General features: G+C 43.6%; 19 protein-coding genes and 1 riboswitch. Of the genes, 4 read left to right on the forward strand and 15 right to left on the reverse strand.

Annotated features, from left to right (window positions below; genetic code table 11):
* The first annotated feature begins 65 nt into the window (after positions 1–65).
* Positions 66–1,805: a gamma-glutamyltransferase gene (ggt, locus tag SPUTW3181_RS12265; protein ID WP_011789647.1), complete on the forward strand. Its 1,740-nt coding sequence runs from the start codon at positions 66–68 to the stop codon at positions 1,803–1,805.
* A 275-nt stretch (positions 1,806–2,080) separates the two neighbouring features.
* Here the strand turns inward: ggt and SPUTW3181_RS12270 are convergent, their stop codons facing one another.
* From SPUTW3181_RS12270 to SPUTW3181_RS12300, 7 genes are all read right to left on the reverse strand, one after another.
* Positions 2,081–2,593, reverse strand: coding sequence for a GNAT family N-acetyltransferase (locus tag SPUTW3181_RS12270; RefSeq protein ID WP_011789648.1), 513 nt, complete (start codon positions 2,591–2,593; stop codon positions 2,081–2,083).
* Positions 2,594–2,614: 21 nt separating this feature from the next.
* Entirely contained in the window at positions 2,615–3,163 is a 549-nt protein-coding gene (locus SPUTW3181_RS12275) for an NAD(P)H nitroreductase (RefSeq protein ID WP_011789649.1), read from the reverse strand.
* A 196-nt stretch (positions 3,164–3,359) separates the two neighbouring features.
* The gene (locus tag SPUTW3181_RS12280; protein ID WP_011789650.1) at positions 3,360–4,241 is read right to left on the reverse strand and encodes a DUF6279 family lipoprotein; all 882 of its coding nucleotides are present in this window, start codon (positions 4,239–4,241) and stop codon (positions 3,360–3,362) included.
* A gap of 198 nt (positions 4,242–4,439) precedes the next feature.
* A complete protein-coding gene (locus tag SPUTW3181_RS12285; protein ID WP_011789651.1) occupies positions 4,440–5,543 on the reverse strand; it encodes a phosphotransferase in 1,104 nt (367 codons plus the stop codon).
* A gap of 30 nt (positions 5,544–5,573) precedes the next feature.
* Positions 5,574–6,230, reverse strand: a complete 657-nt coding sequence (gene pnuC, locus SPUTW3181_RS12290) for a nicotinamide riboside transporter PnuC (protein ID WP_041408200.1) — start codon at positions 6,228–6,230, stop codon at positions 5,574–5,576.
* A 74-nt stretch (positions 6,231–6,304) separates the two neighbouring features.
* A complete protein-coding gene (locus SPUTW3181_RS12295) occupies positions 6,305–6,565 on the reverse strand; it encodes a hypothetical protein (RefSeq protein WP_011789653.1) in 261 nt (86 codons plus the stop codon).
* Positions 6,566–6,667: 102 nt separating this feature from the next.
* Positions 6,668–8,857 (reverse strand): TonB-dependent receptor, encoded by a 2,190-nt coding sequence (locus SPUTW3181_RS12300; protein ID WP_011789654.1) that lies wholly within the window; start codon positions 8,855–8,857, stop codon positions 6,668–6,670.
* Between the two features lie 54 nt (positions 8,858–8,911).
* A riboswitch (TPP riboswitch) is annotated at positions 8,912–9,039 on the reverse strand.
* Positions 9,040–9,261: 222 nt separating this feature from the next.
* Between SPUTW3181_RS12300 and SPUTW3181_RS12305 the strand changes: the two genes are divergently transcribed.
* Entirely contained in the window at positions 9,262–9,942 is a 681-nt protein-coding gene (locus SPUTW3181_RS12305; RefSeq protein ID WP_011789655.1) for a Crp/Fnr family transcriptional regulator, read from the forward strand.
* A gap of 76 nt (positions 9,943–10,018) precedes the next feature.
* Here the strand turns inward: SPUTW3181_RS12305 and tsgA are convergent, their stop codons facing one another.
* Both tsgA and deoD read right to left on the reverse strand, forming a co-directional pair.
* On the reverse strand, positions 10,019–11,173 hold the full coding sequence (tsgA, locus tag SPUTW3181_RS12310; protein WP_011789656.1) for an MFS transporter TsgA: 1,155 nt from the start codon (positions 11,171–11,173) through the stop codon (positions 10,019–10,021).
* A gap of 50 nt (positions 11,174–11,223) precedes the next feature.
* A complete protein-coding gene (deoD, locus tag SPUTW3181_RS12315) occupies positions 11,224–11,928 on the reverse strand; it encodes a purine-nucleoside phosphorylase (protein ID WP_011789657.1) in 705 nt (234 codons plus the stop codon).
* Positions 11,929–12,217: 289 nt separating this feature from the next.
* Here deoD and SPUTW3181_RS22150 point away from each other — a divergent pair, with 289 nt between their 5' ends.
* Positions 12,218–12,445 (forward strand): hypothetical protein, encoded by a 228-nt coding sequence (locus SPUTW3181_RS22150; protein ID WP_011789658.1) that lies wholly within the window; start codon positions 12,218–12,220, stop codon positions 12,443–12,445.
* A 37-nt stretch (positions 12,446–12,482) separates the two neighbouring features.
* Here the strand turns inward: SPUTW3181_RS22150 and SPUTW3181_RS12320 are convergent, their stop codons facing one another.
* From SPUTW3181_RS12320 to hinT, 3 genes are all read right to left on the reverse strand, one after another.
* Positions 12,483–12,878 (reverse strand): YcfL family protein, encoded by a 396-nt coding sequence (locus SPUTW3181_RS12320; protein ID WP_011789659.1) that lies wholly within the window; start codon positions 12,876–12,878, stop codon positions 12,483–12,485.
* Between the two features lie 133 nt (positions 12,879–13,011).
* Positions 13,012–14,019 (reverse strand): PaaI family thioesterase, encoded by a 1,008-nt coding sequence (locus tag SPUTW3181_RS22340; protein ID WP_011789660.1) that lies wholly within the window; start codon positions 14,017–14,019, stop codon positions 13,012–13,014.
* On the reverse strand, positions 14,016–14,372 hold the full coding sequence (gene hinT / locus SPUTW3181_RS12335) for a purine nucleoside phosphoramidase (protein WP_011789661.1): 357 nt from the start codon (positions 14,370–14,372) through the stop codon (positions 14,016–14,018). Before hinT ends, SPUTW3181_RS22340 begins: the two co-directional genes overlap by 4 nt.
* Before the next feature lie 144 nt (positions 14,373–14,516).
* On the opposite strand from hinT, the gene SPUTW3181_RS12340 reads away from it, so the two are divergent.
* The gene (locus SPUTW3181_RS12340; protein WP_011789662.1) at positions 14,517–16,295 is read left to right on the forward strand and encodes a M61 family metallopeptidase; all 1,779 of its coding nucleotides are present in this window, start codon (positions 14,517–14,519) and stop codon (positions 16,293–16,295) included.
* Between the two features lie 96 nt (positions 16,296–16,391).
* Here the strand turns inward: SPUTW3181_RS12340 and SPUTW3181_RS12345 are convergent, their stop codons facing one another.
* The 3 genes from SPUTW3181_RS12345 to SPUTW3181_RS12355 all read right to left on the reverse strand — a co-directional run bounded on the left by SPUTW3181_RS12345 (position 16,392) and on the right by SPUTW3181_RS12355 (position 18,071).
* Positions 16,392–16,745, reverse strand: coding sequence for a DUF3802 family protein (locus SPUTW3181_RS12345; RefSeq protein WP_011789663.1), 354 nt, complete (start codon positions 16,743–16,745; stop codon positions 16,392–16,394).
* Between the two features lie 177 nt (positions 16,746–16,922).
* Positions 16,923–17,498: a YceI family protein gene (locus SPUTW3181_RS12350; RefSeq protein ID WP_011789664.1), complete on the reverse strand. Its 576-nt coding sequence runs from the start codon at positions 17,496–17,498 to the stop codon at positions 16,923–16,925.
* Between the two features lie 120 nt (positions 17,499–17,618).
* Entirely contained in the window at positions 17,619–18,071 is a 453-nt protein-coding gene (locus SPUTW3181_RS12355) for a YaiI/YqxD family protein (RefSeq protein WP_014610373.1), read from the reverse strand.
* Between the last annotated feature and the right edge of the window lie 99 nt (positions 18,072–18,170).

The following is an 18,170-nucleotide window of genomic DNA, read 5'->3' on the forward strand; positions in this document are numbered from 1 at the left end:
GTTGCAATTAAGCCTAATTCTCGGCACATTGCATAGTCATAATGAAAATAAATTCAGGATTAAGTATGCGTTCCGCAAGAACTTTTAGACCTCTTTTTCTCATCGTCGCGATGGCTTTGCCCTTGTTATCCTCTCCAAGCCTCTACGCAGATGAAGCGCCTATTTTCAGCCAAATGGCAACGGCACAGCCCGTATGGGCCAAACATGGCATGGTCGCCAGCCAAGAAACACTCGCCAGTCGTACTGGCGTTGAGATCCTAAAACAAGGCGGTAATGCAGTTGATGCCGCCGTTGCTGTAGCCTTCAGTTTGGCAGTTACCTTACCACGCGCTGGTAATATTGGTGGTGGTGGTTTTATGCTGGTGCATCTTGCCAAAGAAAACAAAACCATTGCTATCGATTACCGTGAAATGGCGCCATCTAAAGCCAAAAAAGATATTTTCCTTGACGAAAATGGTGACGCAGTCCAAAAGTTAAGCCGCGAACATGGGTTAGCCGTGGGAGTACCAGGAACCGTTATGGGCATGAGTTTAGCCCTTGAAAAGTATGGAACCATGTCACTCGCACAAGTTACCGCCCCCGCGATTAAAATGGCGCAGGAAGGATTCAGTGTAACACCAGATCTTGCCCAATCCCTTGCAGGACTGAAACGTCGTATGGCGCAATGGCCAACCACTGCGGCGATATTTTATAAAAACGACGGCAGCGATTATCTGGTGGGTGATATTCTTAAACAGCCCGAACTCGCCCATTCACTACGCCTTATCGCTGAAAAAGGCACTAAAGGATTTTATGAAGGGGAAACCGCCGTTAAGATTGTCAATGCTGTGCAAGATGCTGGCGGCATTATGACCTTAGACGACCTTAAACATTATAAAGTCGTAGAACGTGAGCCTGTTCGTGGAGAATACCGTGGTTATCAGGTGGTATCCATGCCCCCCCCCTCCTCTGGCGGCGTGCATATCATCCAAATGCTCAATGTGTTGCAACAATTCCCCATTGATAAACTTGGCCATAATACAGCACAAACCATTCATCTAATGGCTGAAACGATGAAATACGCCTATAGCGATCGTAGTGAATACTTAGGCGATCCTGACTTTTATAAAGTGCCAGTTAACGCGTTAACAAACGCTGACTATGCCCAAAAAATCGCCAGCAAGATTGCGATAAATAAGACAACCCCAAGCAGTGAAATTAAACCGGGTAAACTGGCTCCCTATGAAAGCGATCAAACAACTCACTTCTCAGTGGTGGATAAATGGGGCAATGCGGTATCAAACACTTACACCTTAAACTTCAGTTATGGTTCAGGTTTAGTGGCCAAAGGCACAGGCATTTTGCTCAATAATGAAATGGATGATTTCTCAGCCAAACCTGGTGTACCCAATGGCTATGGTTTAGTAGGTGGTGATGCCAATGCGGTCGAAGGTAACAAGCGGCCACTGAGTTCAATGAGCCCAACGATTGTGATGAAAGATGGTAAAGCCTTCCTTATCACAGGTAGTCCTGGCGGCTCACGTATTATCACCACAACATTGCAAATCATTATGAATGTCATTGACCATGGTCTAAACATTGCCGAGGCAAGTTATGCGGCGCGGGTACATCATCAATGGCAACCCGATGAATTACGAGTTGAGTCTAGCGTCAATCGCGATACCATTTCCCTGCTCGAAGCCAAAGGCCATAAAGTAACAGTGCAATCGGCGATGGGCAGTACTCAATCCATTATGGTGACCGAACAAGGTATTTTTGGCGCTTCAGATCCGCGTCATTCAGGTAGTGAAGCAGTTGGCTATTAATTGCTAACAAAATGAATAGTATAGAGAATAGATCGAAAGATGGATCTGTTAACCCTTAAATGAACAGATCCATTCAAAAGACAGCAGCGATGACCCTATGCTGATGTATAGACACTTCCACAGTAAAAAAGCCGATATTAAGCATTCGTGGATTAATCCATTATCAAAAAATTATCGCTGCAATAGAATAAACAGGGAGCAACACTCCCTGTTTATTCTCAGTTATTGAAAGAATGAATTATTGAGAAATTGCCCTAGCGCCACTAATCATATATTTACCTGCCATTACAACTACTAAATAGCTCGACTGGCGAGTCTTCAGGGGTAAGTTGTAACTGAGTCTCAAATGTCATGCCTAATTTGTTTAACAGCGCCTTTGATGCTTGATTATGTGGGCTAACGATGGCGACAATAGGCTCAATTCCAAGCTCTTTGCCAACCTCAAGTGACGCCTTTGCCGCTTCAAAGGCATAGCCTTTACCCCAATATTGCGGCAAAAAGGCATAGCCTAAATCCACATTATCAAGTGTGGGTCTTTTAATTAACCCACAGATCCCAATTGGAAAACCATTATCTGCAAGTACCGCTGCATATAAACCAAAACCCTGCTCTGCATAGCTTTTCATCGGGCCATTGGTAATATAACCCTTAGCATCACTCAGTGTGCGAACGCCCTTATCCCCAATATGATCGATAAAACCTTGGCTATTAAGTAACACTAGGATGAAAGAAGCATCCTCTGGCACCAAATGCCTTAGTATTAATCTAGGGGTATGGGCAATTTGCATAGGATTTCTCCACTCAAGATTTTATAAATAACGGGCGTATTGATGACCATCCTTCTGTGGCTTTTTAGGTGCAACGACGGCTGGCGTGCCAACATATAAAAAACCGACAATTTGATCTTGTTCTGTTAGACCTAATGCCGCATTCACATTCGCATCAAAGGCAAAATCGCCAGTGCGCCACACCGCGCCGAGCCCCAAGGCAAACGCCGCTTGCTGCATTGCCATGGTCGCGCAGCCCGCTGCAATTTGCTGCTCTAGCACTGGCACTTTAGGATGATCCTGCGTTTTAGCTACCACGGTAATCACCATAGGCGATCGCATTGGCATACCCTTGGCTTTATTGACAAAATCCTCATCGGCACCATTGGCTTTTGCTGCATTAACAAAAATATCGGCTAAGGTATTAAGCCCATCGCCTGTGGCGATAATAAATTCCCATGGTGCTAGGGCACCATGATCTGGCACGCGAATGGCAGCATCTAAGATGATCTTTAATTGATTCGCATCAGGAGCTGGAGCGGTTAATCGCGGAGTTGACTGACGGGTAAGTAAGAGTTCGATAGCGTCCAAGTTATTATCCTAATTCGATATAAATTGGGCTCAAGCATAACAAATTGTGGATAAAGAGACATAAAAAATCCCACCACAAAAGTGAGATTTAACCTATTGCTGCCAGCCATCCAAATAACGGCTCAAATTGAGCCATGTCTGATACGAGTAACATAAGCGTGCTTCACTAAAAATTCCGCTAATGAAATAGATACTATCAAGTCGATAACGCTTTCATTGATTTGAATTCTTTTTCAAGCGCCTCTTGATTTAGCTCCGTCAAATCTTGAATTAACTTCCCGAGCTTTTTATAGAAATGTTTCGATTGCTTGGCAGATAAGCTACCGTTCATCGCGAGCAATAAAGTGCCAAAGGCTTCTGTATTCTGACGTAAAAATGCTTTATGTTGCTCAGACTTAAGTTCATCTGGTTGGGTCATTAATAAGGTCAAACGTTCTGTTAAAAGCACTTTATCGGCACGTTGCCCAAGCGCAACCTCAAACTGACGCAACCATTCATGCCGGTATTCAAGCCACATATCTAAAGTGGATAAACGCTGTTGGTTATATTGGTGGATAAGTGATTTTTGCTCTGCACTTACGCTGCCCAGCCAATCTTCAAACTGCTTTTGTAAACGCTTGTCGGCATCTTTTTGTAATTGTTCAGGGCTTTTACCTGCAAACTCTTTGACTAGCGCTTGCTCATCTTCCCGTAGCTTTGTGAGAATTTGTTTTACCTGACTATCGGTCAAAGACATGATGATAGGTAGCAATTCTGGCATCGCGAACTCAAACACCCTAAACCAATGGCGCTTGGCTATATCCACATGTCCAGCCCACAGCAATGGCGTTAACTCATTGGTTTTAATTAAATTTTCAACTTCTTTTAATTGCACTACATAATGAGCTAACTCTTTGGATTGGTGCCAAAAGACCATTTTTTCAACCAGCGTATCAAATGCCTTCTGCTGTGTTTTATCTAAGGTGACATAATCCTCCTGCTCCCAGCCGATGGCCCAGTCGAGGAAACGATAACTGAATTTAGTGGAACAGGCGCTTAAGCCTAAAAGACACACGAGTAGCATCACGCTTTTTTTCATGCTGAATTATCCATCCTAGAAGTGTCTCTTTAAGACGCGGTAACTGATATAAAGTTGCTTGTTTTATAGCATTGTTTTTATAAGTAAACGTAGTAAGAAATACGTTTATTTTATGACTACTGATTTAATACACGATAATAGGCGAGTATTTAGTCAGTGCAAAATATGGATCCTATGGACATGGGTATAACCGATTAATTAAACCTCGTGCGAAATCATCGGCCAGAAAAAATCAAACCAAGCAATATATTCTGTACGGCGATTTGACTCAGTTTGCTGCGCCGCCATCAATAGCGCCCAATAGCACGCAAATACCCAATAGAGTTCAATCGCAGCGGGTACTGCCAATGCGGCATCCATCGTTAAATAAGGATGATCCTTTAAGTATTCATCCAACAAAAAATGTTGCTGTTTGGGGGTTAACGCGTGGGTGGCTAATACAACCGCAAGTTCACAAAGTGGATGTGAGGCAGTGGCATACTCAAAATCAATACAAAATAGATGGTTATTTTGCAGTAACAGATTATGGGGATTCAGATCCCGATGGCAAAACTGCGGCGCAACTAAACAGGCGGCAAGTTTATCAGCCCATCGTTGGATATCAGCTTGTATGCCAACAAGTTTAGTAACTCGCCCATGCCATGCGCTATCTAACTGTCGATGATGAATTATGGCCGTTTCCGTGGCGGTAGGCAGTGTTGCATAGTTTATCATTTGCTGATGATATTCCTGCCATTGCTCAGTCACACTGATAGCATAAGGACCCGCAGGAAGATCGCGTAACTTGAGCAATAATTCCAGTAATAAAATATGCGCTTGCCCATAGTGCGGTATTGTTGTGCTTTGAGTATTATCGCGCTTAGCATTCTGCAAAAAATCACGCGCGCACAGTGGTTTTTCAAGATCCCGCCAAAATAGCGTTGCCGGTTCTGAAATGGGGTCATCTTGAATCCCATCAGAGGCAATAAACTCACTTAAGTAATACCGCTCATCATCACTCACCCAAAAAAGTTGCGGGGCAACCTTAGCCTTTGCCAATTGCTGCCAATAAAAATGCTCCTGCTCCCGAATACAAAAAATATCAGTGGCGTTTGCATTTACCCTAAGCACATAACTCGCTTTTGGCGTGATAATTTTATAATTATGATTACTGAGTCCCCCTGAAAGCTCGGTAATACTGAGCACGGTATCAAGCCCCGCGGCTTCCAAAATGGGGAATAGTGTTTTATATAACTCAGTCGATACTGGTGCGACAACTAAACTTGAGCAGGTTAGATTAACTGCCTTAGGTGTGGATGACATTCCTGCCGACCTTTAAATAATAGAGTAAAATTAGCGAAGCAAACTCAAGGTGTTATCTTGACGATTATCGTTAGCTAACGCTGCACGCCACAGGAAATACCCCACCACAGCCATCCCCACATATAGGACAAATAACAAGGATGTCAGCATCAACCCCTTGCTAAGATAGAGATAAATAGAAACGAGATCGATAACCACCCAATAAAGCCAGTTTTCTAATACTTTTTGAGCGACTAAATAGGTGGTCATCACGGCAAAACACGTTGTCGCGGCATCTAAATACGGAAATGCAGCTTGGGTATAAGTCGCCATACCATGACCGACTAAAAGCGAAATACCCCCAGTGGTGACAATTAATATTAAGTGTTTTTTCAATGACCAAGTGGTCACTTTAACGCCTTGCTGTTTATCTCCACCTTGAGTCCAGAGCCAATAACCGTAAAGTGCCATCGCCATATAATAGACATTGAGTATAGACTCCATCAGCAAGGAGACCTTCCAAAACAACACAGTGTAAATGGCTGTGCTGGTAAACGCTGCCGCCCAGCACCAAACGCTTGCCTTCATTGCCAAAAGCAAATAGGCCATCGCCAGCAATACGGCCAAGGCTTCCCATGCCGTCATCACATGGACTTCACTGAAGGCTATATTCATATTCTCGAGCAAGGTTAACCATAAATCTGTCAATGTGTTGTTCTCGCTGTTACTGGACGAAAAGGCACAAATTATCAATGCTAGGTGCTAGCAAAGATAATATTGCATTACTCACTGTGGGCGAGATTAAGCTCACCGCCGATAAACTTACAGACAAATACGGCTTTGCCCCATTTCTCATGGGCGGCTTGCATCTCGGTCGCCAGCATGGTCATCACATCTAAATAGTCGCCACATACCTGAGTTGCCATCGCATTGGTCACGCGTTCAATATTGGGATAGCTGTCCAGGCGACCAATAAACCACTTGATCGGATCGAGGTAGTTTTCATTGAAGGGATACATGCTCATTTCTGCGGTTAATTTCATCTTCAATCCTTATTTCAAATGCTTATCGTAAAAATAGCCGCACCGTGAAGCGATATAACTTGGAACCTCAAGTATCACTCCACAGCGCGGCTAGCTTGGGTACTACATAAACTTGACGTTAAAGGTCACACCAATCTGGCGCGGATCGCCATAGCGAATATATTGTTTTTCTGCCCAGCCATTATCGGGCTCGTTACCAAAATAGAAACCACGAACGCCATATTCTTCATCAAATAAATTACGGCCCCATAAATAAGCCGACCAAGCACTCGCCTCATAACCAAGCCGCGCATTCACAACAGTATATGGTTCAGAGCGGGAGTCGTTACTGTCTGAGTAATAAAACTCGCTCTTGCCACTCATATTCAAGTTGGCAAACCAACCTGAGTTAGCACGATAAGTCCCGCCAAGGCTGTAGGTAAAGTGGGGGGAATGGGCTAGATCGCGGTCAGTTAAATCCACATCAGTACCGTACTTATCTTGATATTGGTAATTACCGTAAGCGGTCTCTAACCAACCAAAGCTTGAATAAAACTGGAGATTATCGGTGGCGTACCAAGTCACGTCCAGCTCGGCACCGTAGTTGTTTGAGCTACCCGCATTTTCAGTGTAGAGGATAAACCGTTGTGGCTTGTTGGGATCTTGCTGCGAAGCTGCCACTTGCTGATCCTGTCTATCCATATAGAACAGCGCAAAATTGGTGTCGATAATCCCTTCAAACCAATGGGATTTTAAACCGATTTCGTAGTTGTATAAGGTTTCGGGATCAAACTCTTTTTTATCATTGAGTTCGACTGGTAAGGTCATATTAAATCCGCCCGCCTTGTAACCCCGCGCCACACGGGCGTAAACATTATGAGACTCACTCAGCACTTTACTGAGTGCAATATGGCCGCCCCACATGGTTTCACTCGGATCGAAATTGTCGTTATTAGTATCCGAGTAATGGCTATTACGCCGCTCCAAACGTAGCCCCACAGATAAGGTATAATCAGAGCCCAGATCCGTATCGATCTGACCAAACAGCGCATAGTTCGTCGCTTCGTACTCTGAGTCTAATACCTCATCCGGCCAAGAATTATATTCAGAATCCAATTGGTTATCTTCTTTGAGGTTCATCCCATAGACCCCAATTAACCAATCGGTTGAGCCTGCAAAAATACGGCCTTGATCCGTCGAGCTTAAACGAAACTCTTGGGATAAAGTTTTACGCTGACCCGTTTTGTCCCAAAAGTAATCGTACTGACAAGGGGATACATTACCGCCCTCTTCACATTGTTTAGATGCCCAATACTCAGAATTGGCCCAATCGCCATCGTAACTATAATGATGATCGGTATTGGCAAATGAGGTAAGTGATGTCAGCTCAAACTGCTCTGCACCTGAGTAAGTCGCTTTAAAACCCACACCAGTGGTGCGCTGGCTATCAACGCCAGGCTGATCCGAGGTCGTCTGTGTTGGTGAATTGGTTAAACTCCACACATCATAACCATTATCAAAATTGGCATGTAGCAGGGTTAAATCCAGTTGCAAATCATCGGTTGCATACCAGCGTAATTTAGCGCGACCCGTAAATTCATCACGGCCATTGGTGTCATCACGTCCTAAATACAGATTATCGCGATAACCGTTTTGCTGATGTTGCTGTAGCGCCACACGGTACAGCAACTTACCAGAATCCGTTAATGGTCCAGAGCTAAAACCGCTAAAGGTTTGCAGATCGTCATTGCCTAAAGACACCTCTGCACCATGCTCAAACACATCGGTTGGATCATTACTTTTTAAGTAAATTAATCCCGCTAAGGCATTGGCGCCGTAGCGTGTCCCCTGTGGCCCACGCAGCACTTCGACTTGTTGTAGATCATACATACTCGACACCATGCCGATACCAGATAAGTCAATATCATCAACAATATAGCCTACCGATGAGTTAGGTGCGCCTTGATATTGCTCTTGCTCACCCACGCCGCGGATCTGAAAATATTTCGGCCGCGAGCTGCCACCTGACCAATTAACGTTAGCGATGGAATTAAGCACATCTTCAAAGTGCTGTGCGCTTTCATCTTGAATTTGCTGGGCATCGATAACGGTTATGCTTGAAGGCATTTTTTCTAAACTGGCACTGCGAAAATCCGCCGTCACCACCATGATTTCCATCTCAGTGTTCGGATCGGGTTTATCGATAGCATCGGTTTGTGCAAATGCAGAGGTGCTGAGCGCGGCGGCAATGGCTAATGCCAACGGTGCTCGCTTCAAGGATGTGCTAGAAATGTGATTTTTACTGTTAAACATAGGACCTCAAATATAATGTTTGAGATCCGGCAACGAATAAGCGATTCAGAAGTGTGCTGTTGATTGGCCCATTCCTACGCCGGTATTAGCCGGATCAGGTTCTAAGGGTTCGTCTGATGACATCTCAGTTTGCAGTCACTAGAGTTAAAGTGAACTCGCTGCAAACACCCCTTGGCGGCGCTTAGTATACATGACGAAAATAATAAAGTAGACACACTTGTGCCTGCGATATCCTTAAATGTCACTAAAACCTTGTCTTTCAGCACAATGTTAAAAGTCTTATGCTAAACGTCAGGGCAAAAATGCCCACCGTCGCAGCTCAAATCCTTTAGCTCATTTGACCACTTCTCACGATAATGTTATAGAAGACCGCGATTTTGAACAGGATAAGAGGATCATACTCAATGCAGCTAAAACCGTTAGCCAAAGGACGTTATAGCCAGCGATGGGAGCAAGACTATCCCCTTATTGAAGCGGTGATACTAAGCTGTATCAGCGAAGTTAAAATGCTTAAAAAAGGCGCTCATCTAATGACACAAGGTGAAACCATGGCCTCACTGGTATTGGTAAAACAAGGGCGCGTATCACTTGGCCATACCGCCAGAAATGGTCGATGTTTTCAATTAGGGACTATCGATTGTGATTCACAACTTTTTGGTGAGATGGAGTTTTTTACTCAGTATCACTGTCAGTTGGATATTATTGCCAATGAACCCTTAGAAATCATGATCATTAGCGCCGAAAAACTGCAGTGCTCCCTTGGGCAACATCCGCAGCTTGCGTTATTTTTCGCCAGTGCCATTGCTATTGACTACCAAGACACCGTCGATATTTTTACCCGGCGACTGCTTTATCCCATCAGCTATAACGTGGCATATGATATTTACCATGAATATTTAAATGATTTACCCGTCGATGGCTTTAGTAAACGCTATTTAGAGGCGGAGCGATTTGGTACAACAGATCGGGTCTATCGACGTGCGCTACAGCTACTTGAGGAACGTGGCCTGATTGAACGCAACAAAGAAGGGATTAGGATTAAAGATCTCAATGCCCTTAAACAATTCGTTGAAGCTGCGATATAGCAAAATTAAAAAAGCCCACTCTCGAGGTTATTCATTCGCGAAAGTGGACCAAATAAATTAACTTAGCAAATGGATCTTAGGCCGCTGCAGGCTTCATTCGACCTGAAACAATCAACATAATAAATATCGCAACATAAAGCAGTGGAATAACATACATCACAGTTTGTAATCCGATTATGCGCTCAAAGAATGAGCTAATGGCGGGACTAAACATGGCCCCAGTACTGCCACTGATCAGAATATAGGACACATTTTTACTACTGGCTTTTTTAACAAAGGACACGCCATAAGCAATAAACGCGTTATATAGGGCTGCGCAAACAAAGCCATAACCGTAGGTTAAATAACCTACCCAATTAAGCTTATCGGTCGTCACAATCATAAAGGTGATGATCATAGCAAGGCCGATAATTGCGACTAAAAAATGGTGAATTTTTACCCGCGTCACAATCAGCGTCGAAATTAATGCCCCAATCAGTGCTGCTGACCAATATTGAGTAATAATATTGCCCGCGTCTTCAAATGGAATATCAAATTTTTGCTTAACGAATAAGGGAGCCCACGTTAAAAATGTATACAGCGCCAACATGCCTAAAAATAAGCCCACACCGCCGCTAATAATGCCAAAATTCCATTCCGATTGTTGCTTATCTTCAGTAGTCGATGATTGCTCACATAACGAAAAATTAGTAAATAAGGTAATAATCACGGTTCCCAACGCCACGAGACCTACAGCTAAGTAACTGTAACTCCATGACAATGAACTTGTGAGTGCGTAAGTTGTGATTAAAGGGAAAATAACCCCCGCAATATTAAACGTGGCATCTTGTACGACTAGCATGGTGCTTTGTAATTTCTCTTGCCACACCGATACCACTATCGTACCGGCAATACATAACCCCATACCGCCGCAAAAACCAATTAAGGTCATGGCTACCATCACAACTTGTAGAGAATGGGTGAGATGTAATGCCACAGCACACACTGCCACTAGACTGTAACTAATTATGGTAATTCGCTTGATGCCTAATTTTTCAATAAAGAAAAAGGCAGCAATAGTACCCGCCAATGCGCCACCATTAAGCAAGGAGAATATGGAAGCAACGTCATTCACGTTTGCTGAAAATTTATCTGCAATAGGCTCAATCAGCATCCCAAATTGAGTGGCAAAGCCCGCCATTATAAAATTAGCGAGAAAACTAATTGCAGTTAAGGTGATTTTATTATTCATTTTGTCATTCCATCGGTGAAATGCTAAGGATACAAAGGATAGCGTTAACCCTAATTAAGCGCGGTTTCTAAGGCGAGTTCGATCATATTATTGAAAGATAATTGACGCTCTTGCGCCGTTGTTTCTTCACCCGTTAAACAGTGGTCCGATACCGTCAGAATAGCTAAGGATTCAATTCCCTGTTGGTGTGCCAAGCCATAAAGTCCTGCCACTTCCATATCAATACCCAACACTCCGAAACGCTCGAGCGCAGGGATCATATCTTCGTCGGGATCATAATAAAGATCGCCACTAAACACGTTGCCAACTTTCACGCTAATGCCTTTTTCATTGGCTTTGGTATAGGCTTTATGCAGTAAAGAAAAAGTCGCCGAGGTCGCCATTTGGTAGCCACTGCTGCGTTTAGCGTTAGTGGGAGAGTCGGTGCCAGCGGCTTGAGCTAAAATCACATCGCGCATTTGAACATGCTGTTGGGTCGCCCCTAAACTGCCGATACGAATAATACGTTTAACGCCGAAAAAATTAATCAACTCATGGCCATAGAGCACCATAGATGAAATGCCCATACCATGTCCCATCACCGAAATGCGTTGCCCCTGGTAATAACCTGTGTAACCCAGCATATTGCGAACATTAGTGACTTCTACGGCATCAGTAAGATAGGTTTCAGCAATATATTTAGCCCGCAGCGGATCGCCCGGCATAATTACAGTTTCAGAAAAATCAGTAGGTTGCGCATTAATATGAGCCGTCATAGGTCTATCCTCATGTGGTAATATGCAGATAGTAGTGCTCAACCGCGAAATATTTTTAGGACTAAAGTCCGGATCTTCTCTTGCTGTCCCCCTTTTTTGTTAAAAGTGGATGATTTATCGCAACGTTTACACTCAGCATCATAAAACTTAATAACAAACCATGACTTATACCAATCACATTAAATATCTAATCAGTTCAGAGCCTCACAGGCATCTCAATCCAAGGCGCATTGAAGCAGAAATGGTCATTCCCTTTTAAGTCAACGCAACACGGGAGTGGGATGCCTGTGTGGCTCCCGAAGGGCGGGTTTCAACACGCTTTATACTGCGTTTAAGGCTTTTGACAGAGCACCACTATGCCTTCAAGCCTTCGCCTTGTCTAAAGCGCGTTGAACTCCCGCTGAATGAACAGATATTTAATACGATTGGTATTAACACATTGTATTTGATACAAATAAAAAGACTTACGCCAAAAAGAGTAAGTCTTTTTAAAATATATTTTATTTCTAAAATGTAGAAAACCCGATACAGACTCTACAAAAGCAAGCACCAATCTAATTTGAATAGGTCTCGCGCACATAAACGTCAAATTTCACCACTTGGGCGTTCGGCGCCACAGCCGACACCTGCAATTGCTGTTTACCGTGCAATTTCACCGATTTCCAGCTTGTTGCCTCATCTTCAATAGTAAAGCCGCTGGCATCGTACCAAGTGAATTTATACTGCACGCGCATATCGCTAGAAGTTTTACTCACAATCAATGCAGAGCCTTGAATTAAATCACCTACACGGCGCGCATCAATATTTTCGATCGCAATTTTACGAGCAAAACTGCTACTATCAACACGAGTCTCACCTTGTGAGCTTACCGAAATACCCGCCGTATTTGAGGCACAAGCGCCAAGCGTAAGCGCTGCAGCCATGATTAACCCTGTGTAGATATGTTTCATGTTGTTCTCCCTATCTAGCGATAAAGTATTGGGCAAAGATGGCCCACTTTGACTGGCAGTAATACTCATCGACAGAAGCTGAACTCATGCTTAATCATTTGGTAATGAGTCGCCCAGCGGTGAATACTATCACTTAATCTATCAAAAAATGTGCCCGAGCAGTGGCAATAAGTTGTTTACGATTAGTTTGCCAACAATCAATATTCACGTTGGCAACTCGTCGACCCTGACGGGTAATTCGGCATTCAGCAAAGCTATCCTTGTGCAGGCCAGCACGCAAATAGTCGATTGAAAAATCAACAACTTTAGGTACTTTGGCGGTTTGCATAAATACCATTAATTGCACTATTGCCGACATTTCCATAAAGCCTGCAATCACGCCGCCATGAATGGCAGGTAACACAGGATTACCGATATTATCGGCTTTGGCGGGCAGTTTAAAAATCAGTTCATCACCAAAACGCTCAACCTTCATACCAATGAATTTGGCATAAGGAACATGCTCAAGTAAATGGCCAAAATCATTAAGCTCGGTCGCGCGTTTAACGATGCCTTGGACATCGATAGGCGCTTTTACTTGGGGGTTTTGAGTAACACTTTCTGCTAACGCAGAATGATTTTGCTCACCACTCCCACCTAGCGCAGATACTGTCTCCCCCATAAGTGCTTGTCTAAATGCATCTCCGACCATTTCAGGGCTGATCCGCATAAAAGAACCTACCGCATGGGCGATGGGATCATCGATACTGTCTTGATAAGCAATTGCGCGGGTAAAGGCAATATTAGAAGACAACTTATAGCATTCAGCGAAGCCAAACACAGGTTTATTAGGCTGCGCTGGCTTCATATAATCCACCCGTAAATCGAGGGTGGGTGAAATCTCTAGTGATTGATATTTTTGATAAATAGCACTCACAACTGCACTGCCGCAAGCGGTATCCATTAAGGTCGTGATCACCCCTCCATGGATAACGCCAGTATCTGGATAACCAATTAATTCAGTGCTGTAAGGCAATTCAATCAACACATGATGCTCGCTCGCCTCCAGTACAGCTAAACCGAGGCGACGACACTGGGCTAATTGTTCCACAAACCGCTGCGCCATTTGGGTCAGCGGAAAAAACTCGGGATTAACCTTCATTGACCTTGGCTCAACATGGGACCCAGTGGTTCTCCGCCCACGAGGTGAATATGAATATGGTACACTTCCTGTCCACCATGCTTGTTACAGTTCATAATCAGACGATAACCATCCTTCGCAATGCCAGCCTCAGCGGCTAATTTTGCAGCAACCGTCATCATCCGACCCAGTGCCGGCTCATCAGAGGCTTTCATCTCGTTCGCCGTTGGAATTAAATGATTTGGCACAATCAAAATATGGGTTGGCGCCTTAGGGGAAATATCTCTAAAAGCGGTAACCAATTCATCTTGATATAGAATATCCGCTGGAATTTCACGACGAATAATTTTACTGAAAATGGTTTCTTCGGCCATGGGGCGTCCTCCTTGGGTTAGTTGGCATAGTATACTAGCAATTTAACACTTTGTGTCTGCAGATATTTTGCTTTTCATTTGCCTGTTGCAGGCATTTTTGGCAGCATGACCACCATTAAAACACTCAGGTTTTGCAGGATAAATATGATCCATTACCAAATAATCCCCGTTGATCCGAAAGCCCATTTATTTGCGGTCACTATGACGGTATCTAAGCCCAACGCAGTGCAAATATTCAGCCTACCCGCTTGGCTGCCCGGCAGTTATATGGTGCGAGACTTCGCCAAAAATATCATTGAACTCAAGGCTCAGGATGCAAACGGCCAAGCACTTAAACTCACCCAATTAGATAAGCAAACCTGGTCGGTTGACCATAATAGCAACGAAATTATTCTGACTTATCAAGTGTATGCTTGGGATTTATCGGTGCGCACCGCACATTTGGACATGACCCACGGTTTCTTTAATGGCAGTAGCGTTTTTTTATCGGCACACGGTTTTGAAGATCAAACTCACACTGTCGCTCTGTTGCCTCCCACAGAATTAGCGTTAGGTGACTGGCGCGTCGCGACCAGCATGAGCCGCACCAGTGGTGATGACTTTGATTTTGGTCAATTCAGTGCCGAAAATTATGATGAACTGATCGATCATCCCGTAGAGATGGGATTATTTACCCTAGGGAGTTTCGATGCCTGTGGCGTGCGGCACGATATCGTACTCAATGGCCGCCATCGCGCTTGTATGCCAAGACTTTGCCAAGACTTAAAGGCCATTTGTGAGTACCAAATTAACCTCTTTGGCACACCCGCACCCTTCAAACGTTATTTGTTTATGACCACAGTATTAGACAATGGTTTTGGCGGTTTAGAGCACAGAGCGTCTACTGCATTAATGTGTTCTCGCAAAGATTTACCCCTTTCAATCGATGCGCCCATCAATAATGACTATCGCACCTATTTATCTTTATGTAGCCACGAGTATTTTCACAGCTGGAATGTGAAACGTATTAAACCAGAGTGCTTCCGCCCTTATCGACTCGAAACAGAAACCTACACATCGCAACTGTGGGCCTATGAAGGGATAACCTCTTATTACGATGATTTTCTGACCTACAGAGCAGGACTTGTCGATAAACAAAGCTATTTAGATATGCTGAGTGAAACCTTCACCCGCGTTTACCGTAGTCCAGGGCGTTTTAAGCAAAGTATTAAAGATTCAAGCTTTAATGCGTGGACTAAGTTTTATAAACAGGATGAAAATGCACAAAACGCCATCATCAGCTATTACACTAAAGGCGCACTGTTTGCTTTGTATCTCGATTTAACCTTAAGAAGCGAGACGCAAGGCAAGCACACTCTCGATGATGTGATGACAATTCTATGGCAAGAATATGCGCTGCAAAACCGTGGTACCACAGATGATTGCCATCAAAAGATTGTTGAGCGCTTACTCGGGCGTGATTGTCACGACCTGTTCGCCTATTTAGATAACACCGACGACATTCCATTGGCTCCTTTACTTGCTAAATTTGGCGTCGAACTTACCCTTCGGGCCAGCCAAGGCGCGCAAGATGTAGGCGGGGTCAAGGCCAAAGGTTATGAAATAGCCTTTGGTGCTAAAACCCAAGCCGCACCAATCGGTTTAAAAATAGTGACTGTTACCCAAGGCAGCCCTGCCCATCTTGCAGGTTTAAGCGCAGGAGATGTATTAATTGCCGCGGACAATCTTCAAGTCACAGGGCAATTTGAGGCACAGTTGCAACAGTATCCACTTGGACAAACCTTACCGTTACATTGGTTTAGACGGGATGAATTAATGATGGGGGAGTTGACCATCACACCAGCACCAAAGGATACCGTCGCACTATCGATTATTGATGACACGAAATTAGCCGCTTGGCTTGGCGTTGAAAATAAGCCATAAATTCATCGTTATAAAGCAGATAAATAAGGTCATTATTTATCTGCTTATGTTGATGTTCAGGTATTGTGCGTTGTTTTTATACTTTTGCTATATCGCTTAGCGATTAGGCAGCTTGGCAATTTCTTGATCGAATAAATTCTTAATCAATCCAGAGAATTCTGTCACAAATAAGGTCTGAGAAGGCGTTGCTTTATGATTAGCAACCGAAGCAAGGATTTCCTCTAGATCGTATACTATGGCATCCACTTCACGAATAATGGTATTTCGCTCAGTAAAAGATAACGAAGGATGTTGGCCACAAACCATAATGATTTGAGCTGACAACTGCTCTTCAAATAACTCCATCACAGTGTCATCGGAAACACATTGAGTATCAGGTAGTTCAAATATGCCAAGATGCTCAGTCAAATACTGGATCAAATGCATGTAACCATCTTTATCAGTGACCATTTTTTACCCTTAACACTCATGAACTTAAGGTCAATACAACCTAAATTAATAATATTAGTCAAAATACTAACACGTTCAAAACTCAACCTATTGCTTTTATTCATCAATGTCAGCTGCTACCACACCTTAGCTTAAGTCTCACAGCAGACATATTGATCTACGCCAATCTTATTGATGTTACTGCGTTAAGGTTAGTACAAAAGACACAGGAACGGCTTGGCTAATACTAGACAACCCTGCAATATCCCGCAATTTTTCAACACCAGCGCCTAACCCAAATTCATTAGCATTGATTATTATCGGCTGAAAGCTGCTAACCATCAGTTTATTATCGGAGATTTTGGTCAACATTACCGAGAATGTTTTAGTTTGCTCTTTACCATGAAAAGCAATTTTACCCTCGATATCTGTGACGCTAGTTTCCCCCGCCGCTAAATCCTTTAGCATTTTGCTATCTACCTGCGAAGTGAGTTTAAGCTCTGGATATAAGGACACTTCAAACAATAAATTTTGCATGCGTTCATCACGGACTTCAATACCTGTCGAGACACTCGTAAGCGGAATCACTAACTCAAATTGCCCATTATCTTTTAGCGTACCTTTGAGTTGCTTAAAGTGATGTATCTCACCTATATCACCTTTTTTTAATGAGATAAAACTGACTCGTGAATCTTGCTCCATGACTTGCCAGTGTGCCGCACAGCTAAAGCTCACCATGGTTAACAATGCCGAAATTCCAATCCATTTGTTCATTGCATCAGCCCTCAAAGAGTCAGTTTAAACGCTATATTCAAGCAAATTAATCGTGATTTACATCCATTTATGATCACCAAAGATACTCTTTTTCTCTATTAGCGACCAGTAAACAATGACTCAAACTCGCACTAACCATTTATCTAAACTGTTGGCAAAAGCCTGTTTATCCGCTTGTGAGAACGAATCTGGACCACCAGTGTGCACGCCAGAACCTCTCAAGTCTTCCATGAAGTCCCGCATCGTTAATTTTTGTTTTATGTTATCGATGGTGTACAACTCACCACGGGGATTGAGTGCCAAAGCGCCCTTTTCAATCACTAAGGCGGCCAAAGGAATATCCGCCGTGATCACTAAATGCGTAGGCTTAACATGATCGACAATATATTGATCCGCTACGTCAAACCCCGCCCCCACTCGAATTTGGCTGATATAAGGCGATGGTGGTACACGGATCATCTGATTTGCGACTAGCACAAGGGGTAAGGCTTTTCGCTCTGCCGCCCGAAAGAGTATTTCTTTGATAGGATTAGGGCAAGCGTCGGCATCAACCCAAATTTTATAATCACTCAATACTTGGATACTCAATCAATAATAACGACTTAAACAATGGCGACTTAATCATAATCACTCAACCTAGAGTGGCTCCGCGATTCGACTATTTCGTCACAT

Origin of the sequence: Shewanella sp. W3-18-1 (assembly GCF_000015185.1) — a bacterium.
Lineage (GTDB): Bacteria > Pseudomonadota > Gammaproteobacteria > Enterobacterales > Shewanellaceae > Shewanella > Shewanella putrefaciens.

Coding starts and splice junctions, on each gene's coding strand:
- ggt (WP_011789647.1), top strand. CDS start 66: ATGCGTTCCGCAAGAACTTTTAGACCTCTTTTTCTCATCGTCGCGATG.
- SPUTW3181_RS12285 (WP_011789651.1), bottom strand. CDS start 5,543: ATGTCATCCACACCTAAGGCAGTTAATCTAACCTGCTCAAGTTTAGTT.
- SPUTW3181_RS12345 (WP_011789663.1), bottom strand. CDS start 16,745: ATGGTCACTGATAAAGATGGTTACATGCATTTGATCCAGTATTTGACT.
- SPUTW3181_RS22340 (WP_011789660.1), bottom strand. CDS start 14,019: ATGAAGGTTAATCCCGAGTTTTTTCCGCTGACCCAAATGGCGCAGCGG.
- SPUTW3181_RS12270 (WP_011789648.1), bottom strand. CDS start 2,593: ATGCAAATTGCCCATACCCCTAGATTAATACTAAGGCATTTGGTGCCA.
- deoD (WP_011789657.1), bottom strand. CDS start 11,928: ATGACGGCTCATATTAATGCGCAACCTACTGATTTTTCTGAAACTGTA.
- hinT (WP_011789661.1), bottom strand. CDS start 14,372: ATGGCCGAAGAAACCATTTTCAGTAAAATTATTCGTCGTGAAATTCCA.
- SPUTW3181_RS12340 (WP_011789662.1), top strand. CDS start 14,517: ATGATCCATTACCAAATAATCCCCGTTGATCCGAAAGCCCATTTATTT.
- SPUTW3181_RS12305 (WP_011789655.1), top strand. CDS start 9,262: ATGCAGCTAAAACCGTTAGCCAAAGGACGTTATAGCCAGCGATGGGAG.
- SPUTW3181_RS12300 (WP_011789654.1), bottom strand. CDS start 8,857: ATGTTTAACAGTAAAAATCACATTTCTAGCACATCCTTGAAGCGAGCA.
- tsgA (WP_011789656.1), bottom strand. CDS start 11,173: ATGAATAATAAAATCACCTTAACTGCAATTAGTTTTCTCGCTAATTTT.
- SPUTW3181_RS12280 (WP_011789650.1), bottom strand. CDS start 4,241: ATGAAAAAAAGCGTGATGCTACTCGTGTGTCTTTTAGGCTTAAGCGCC.
- SPUTW3181_RS12320 (WP_011789659.1), bottom strand. CDS start 12,878: ATGAAACATATCTACACAGGGTTAATCATGGCTGCAGCGCTTACGCTT.
- SPUTW3181_RS12350 (WP_011789664.1), bottom strand. CDS start 17,498: ATGAACAAATGGATTGGAATTTCGGCATTGTTAACCATGGTGAGCTTT.
- SPUTW3181_RS12295 (WP_011789653.1), bottom strand. CDS start 6,565: ATGAAATTAACCGCAGAAATGAGCATGTATCCCTTCAATGAAAACTAC.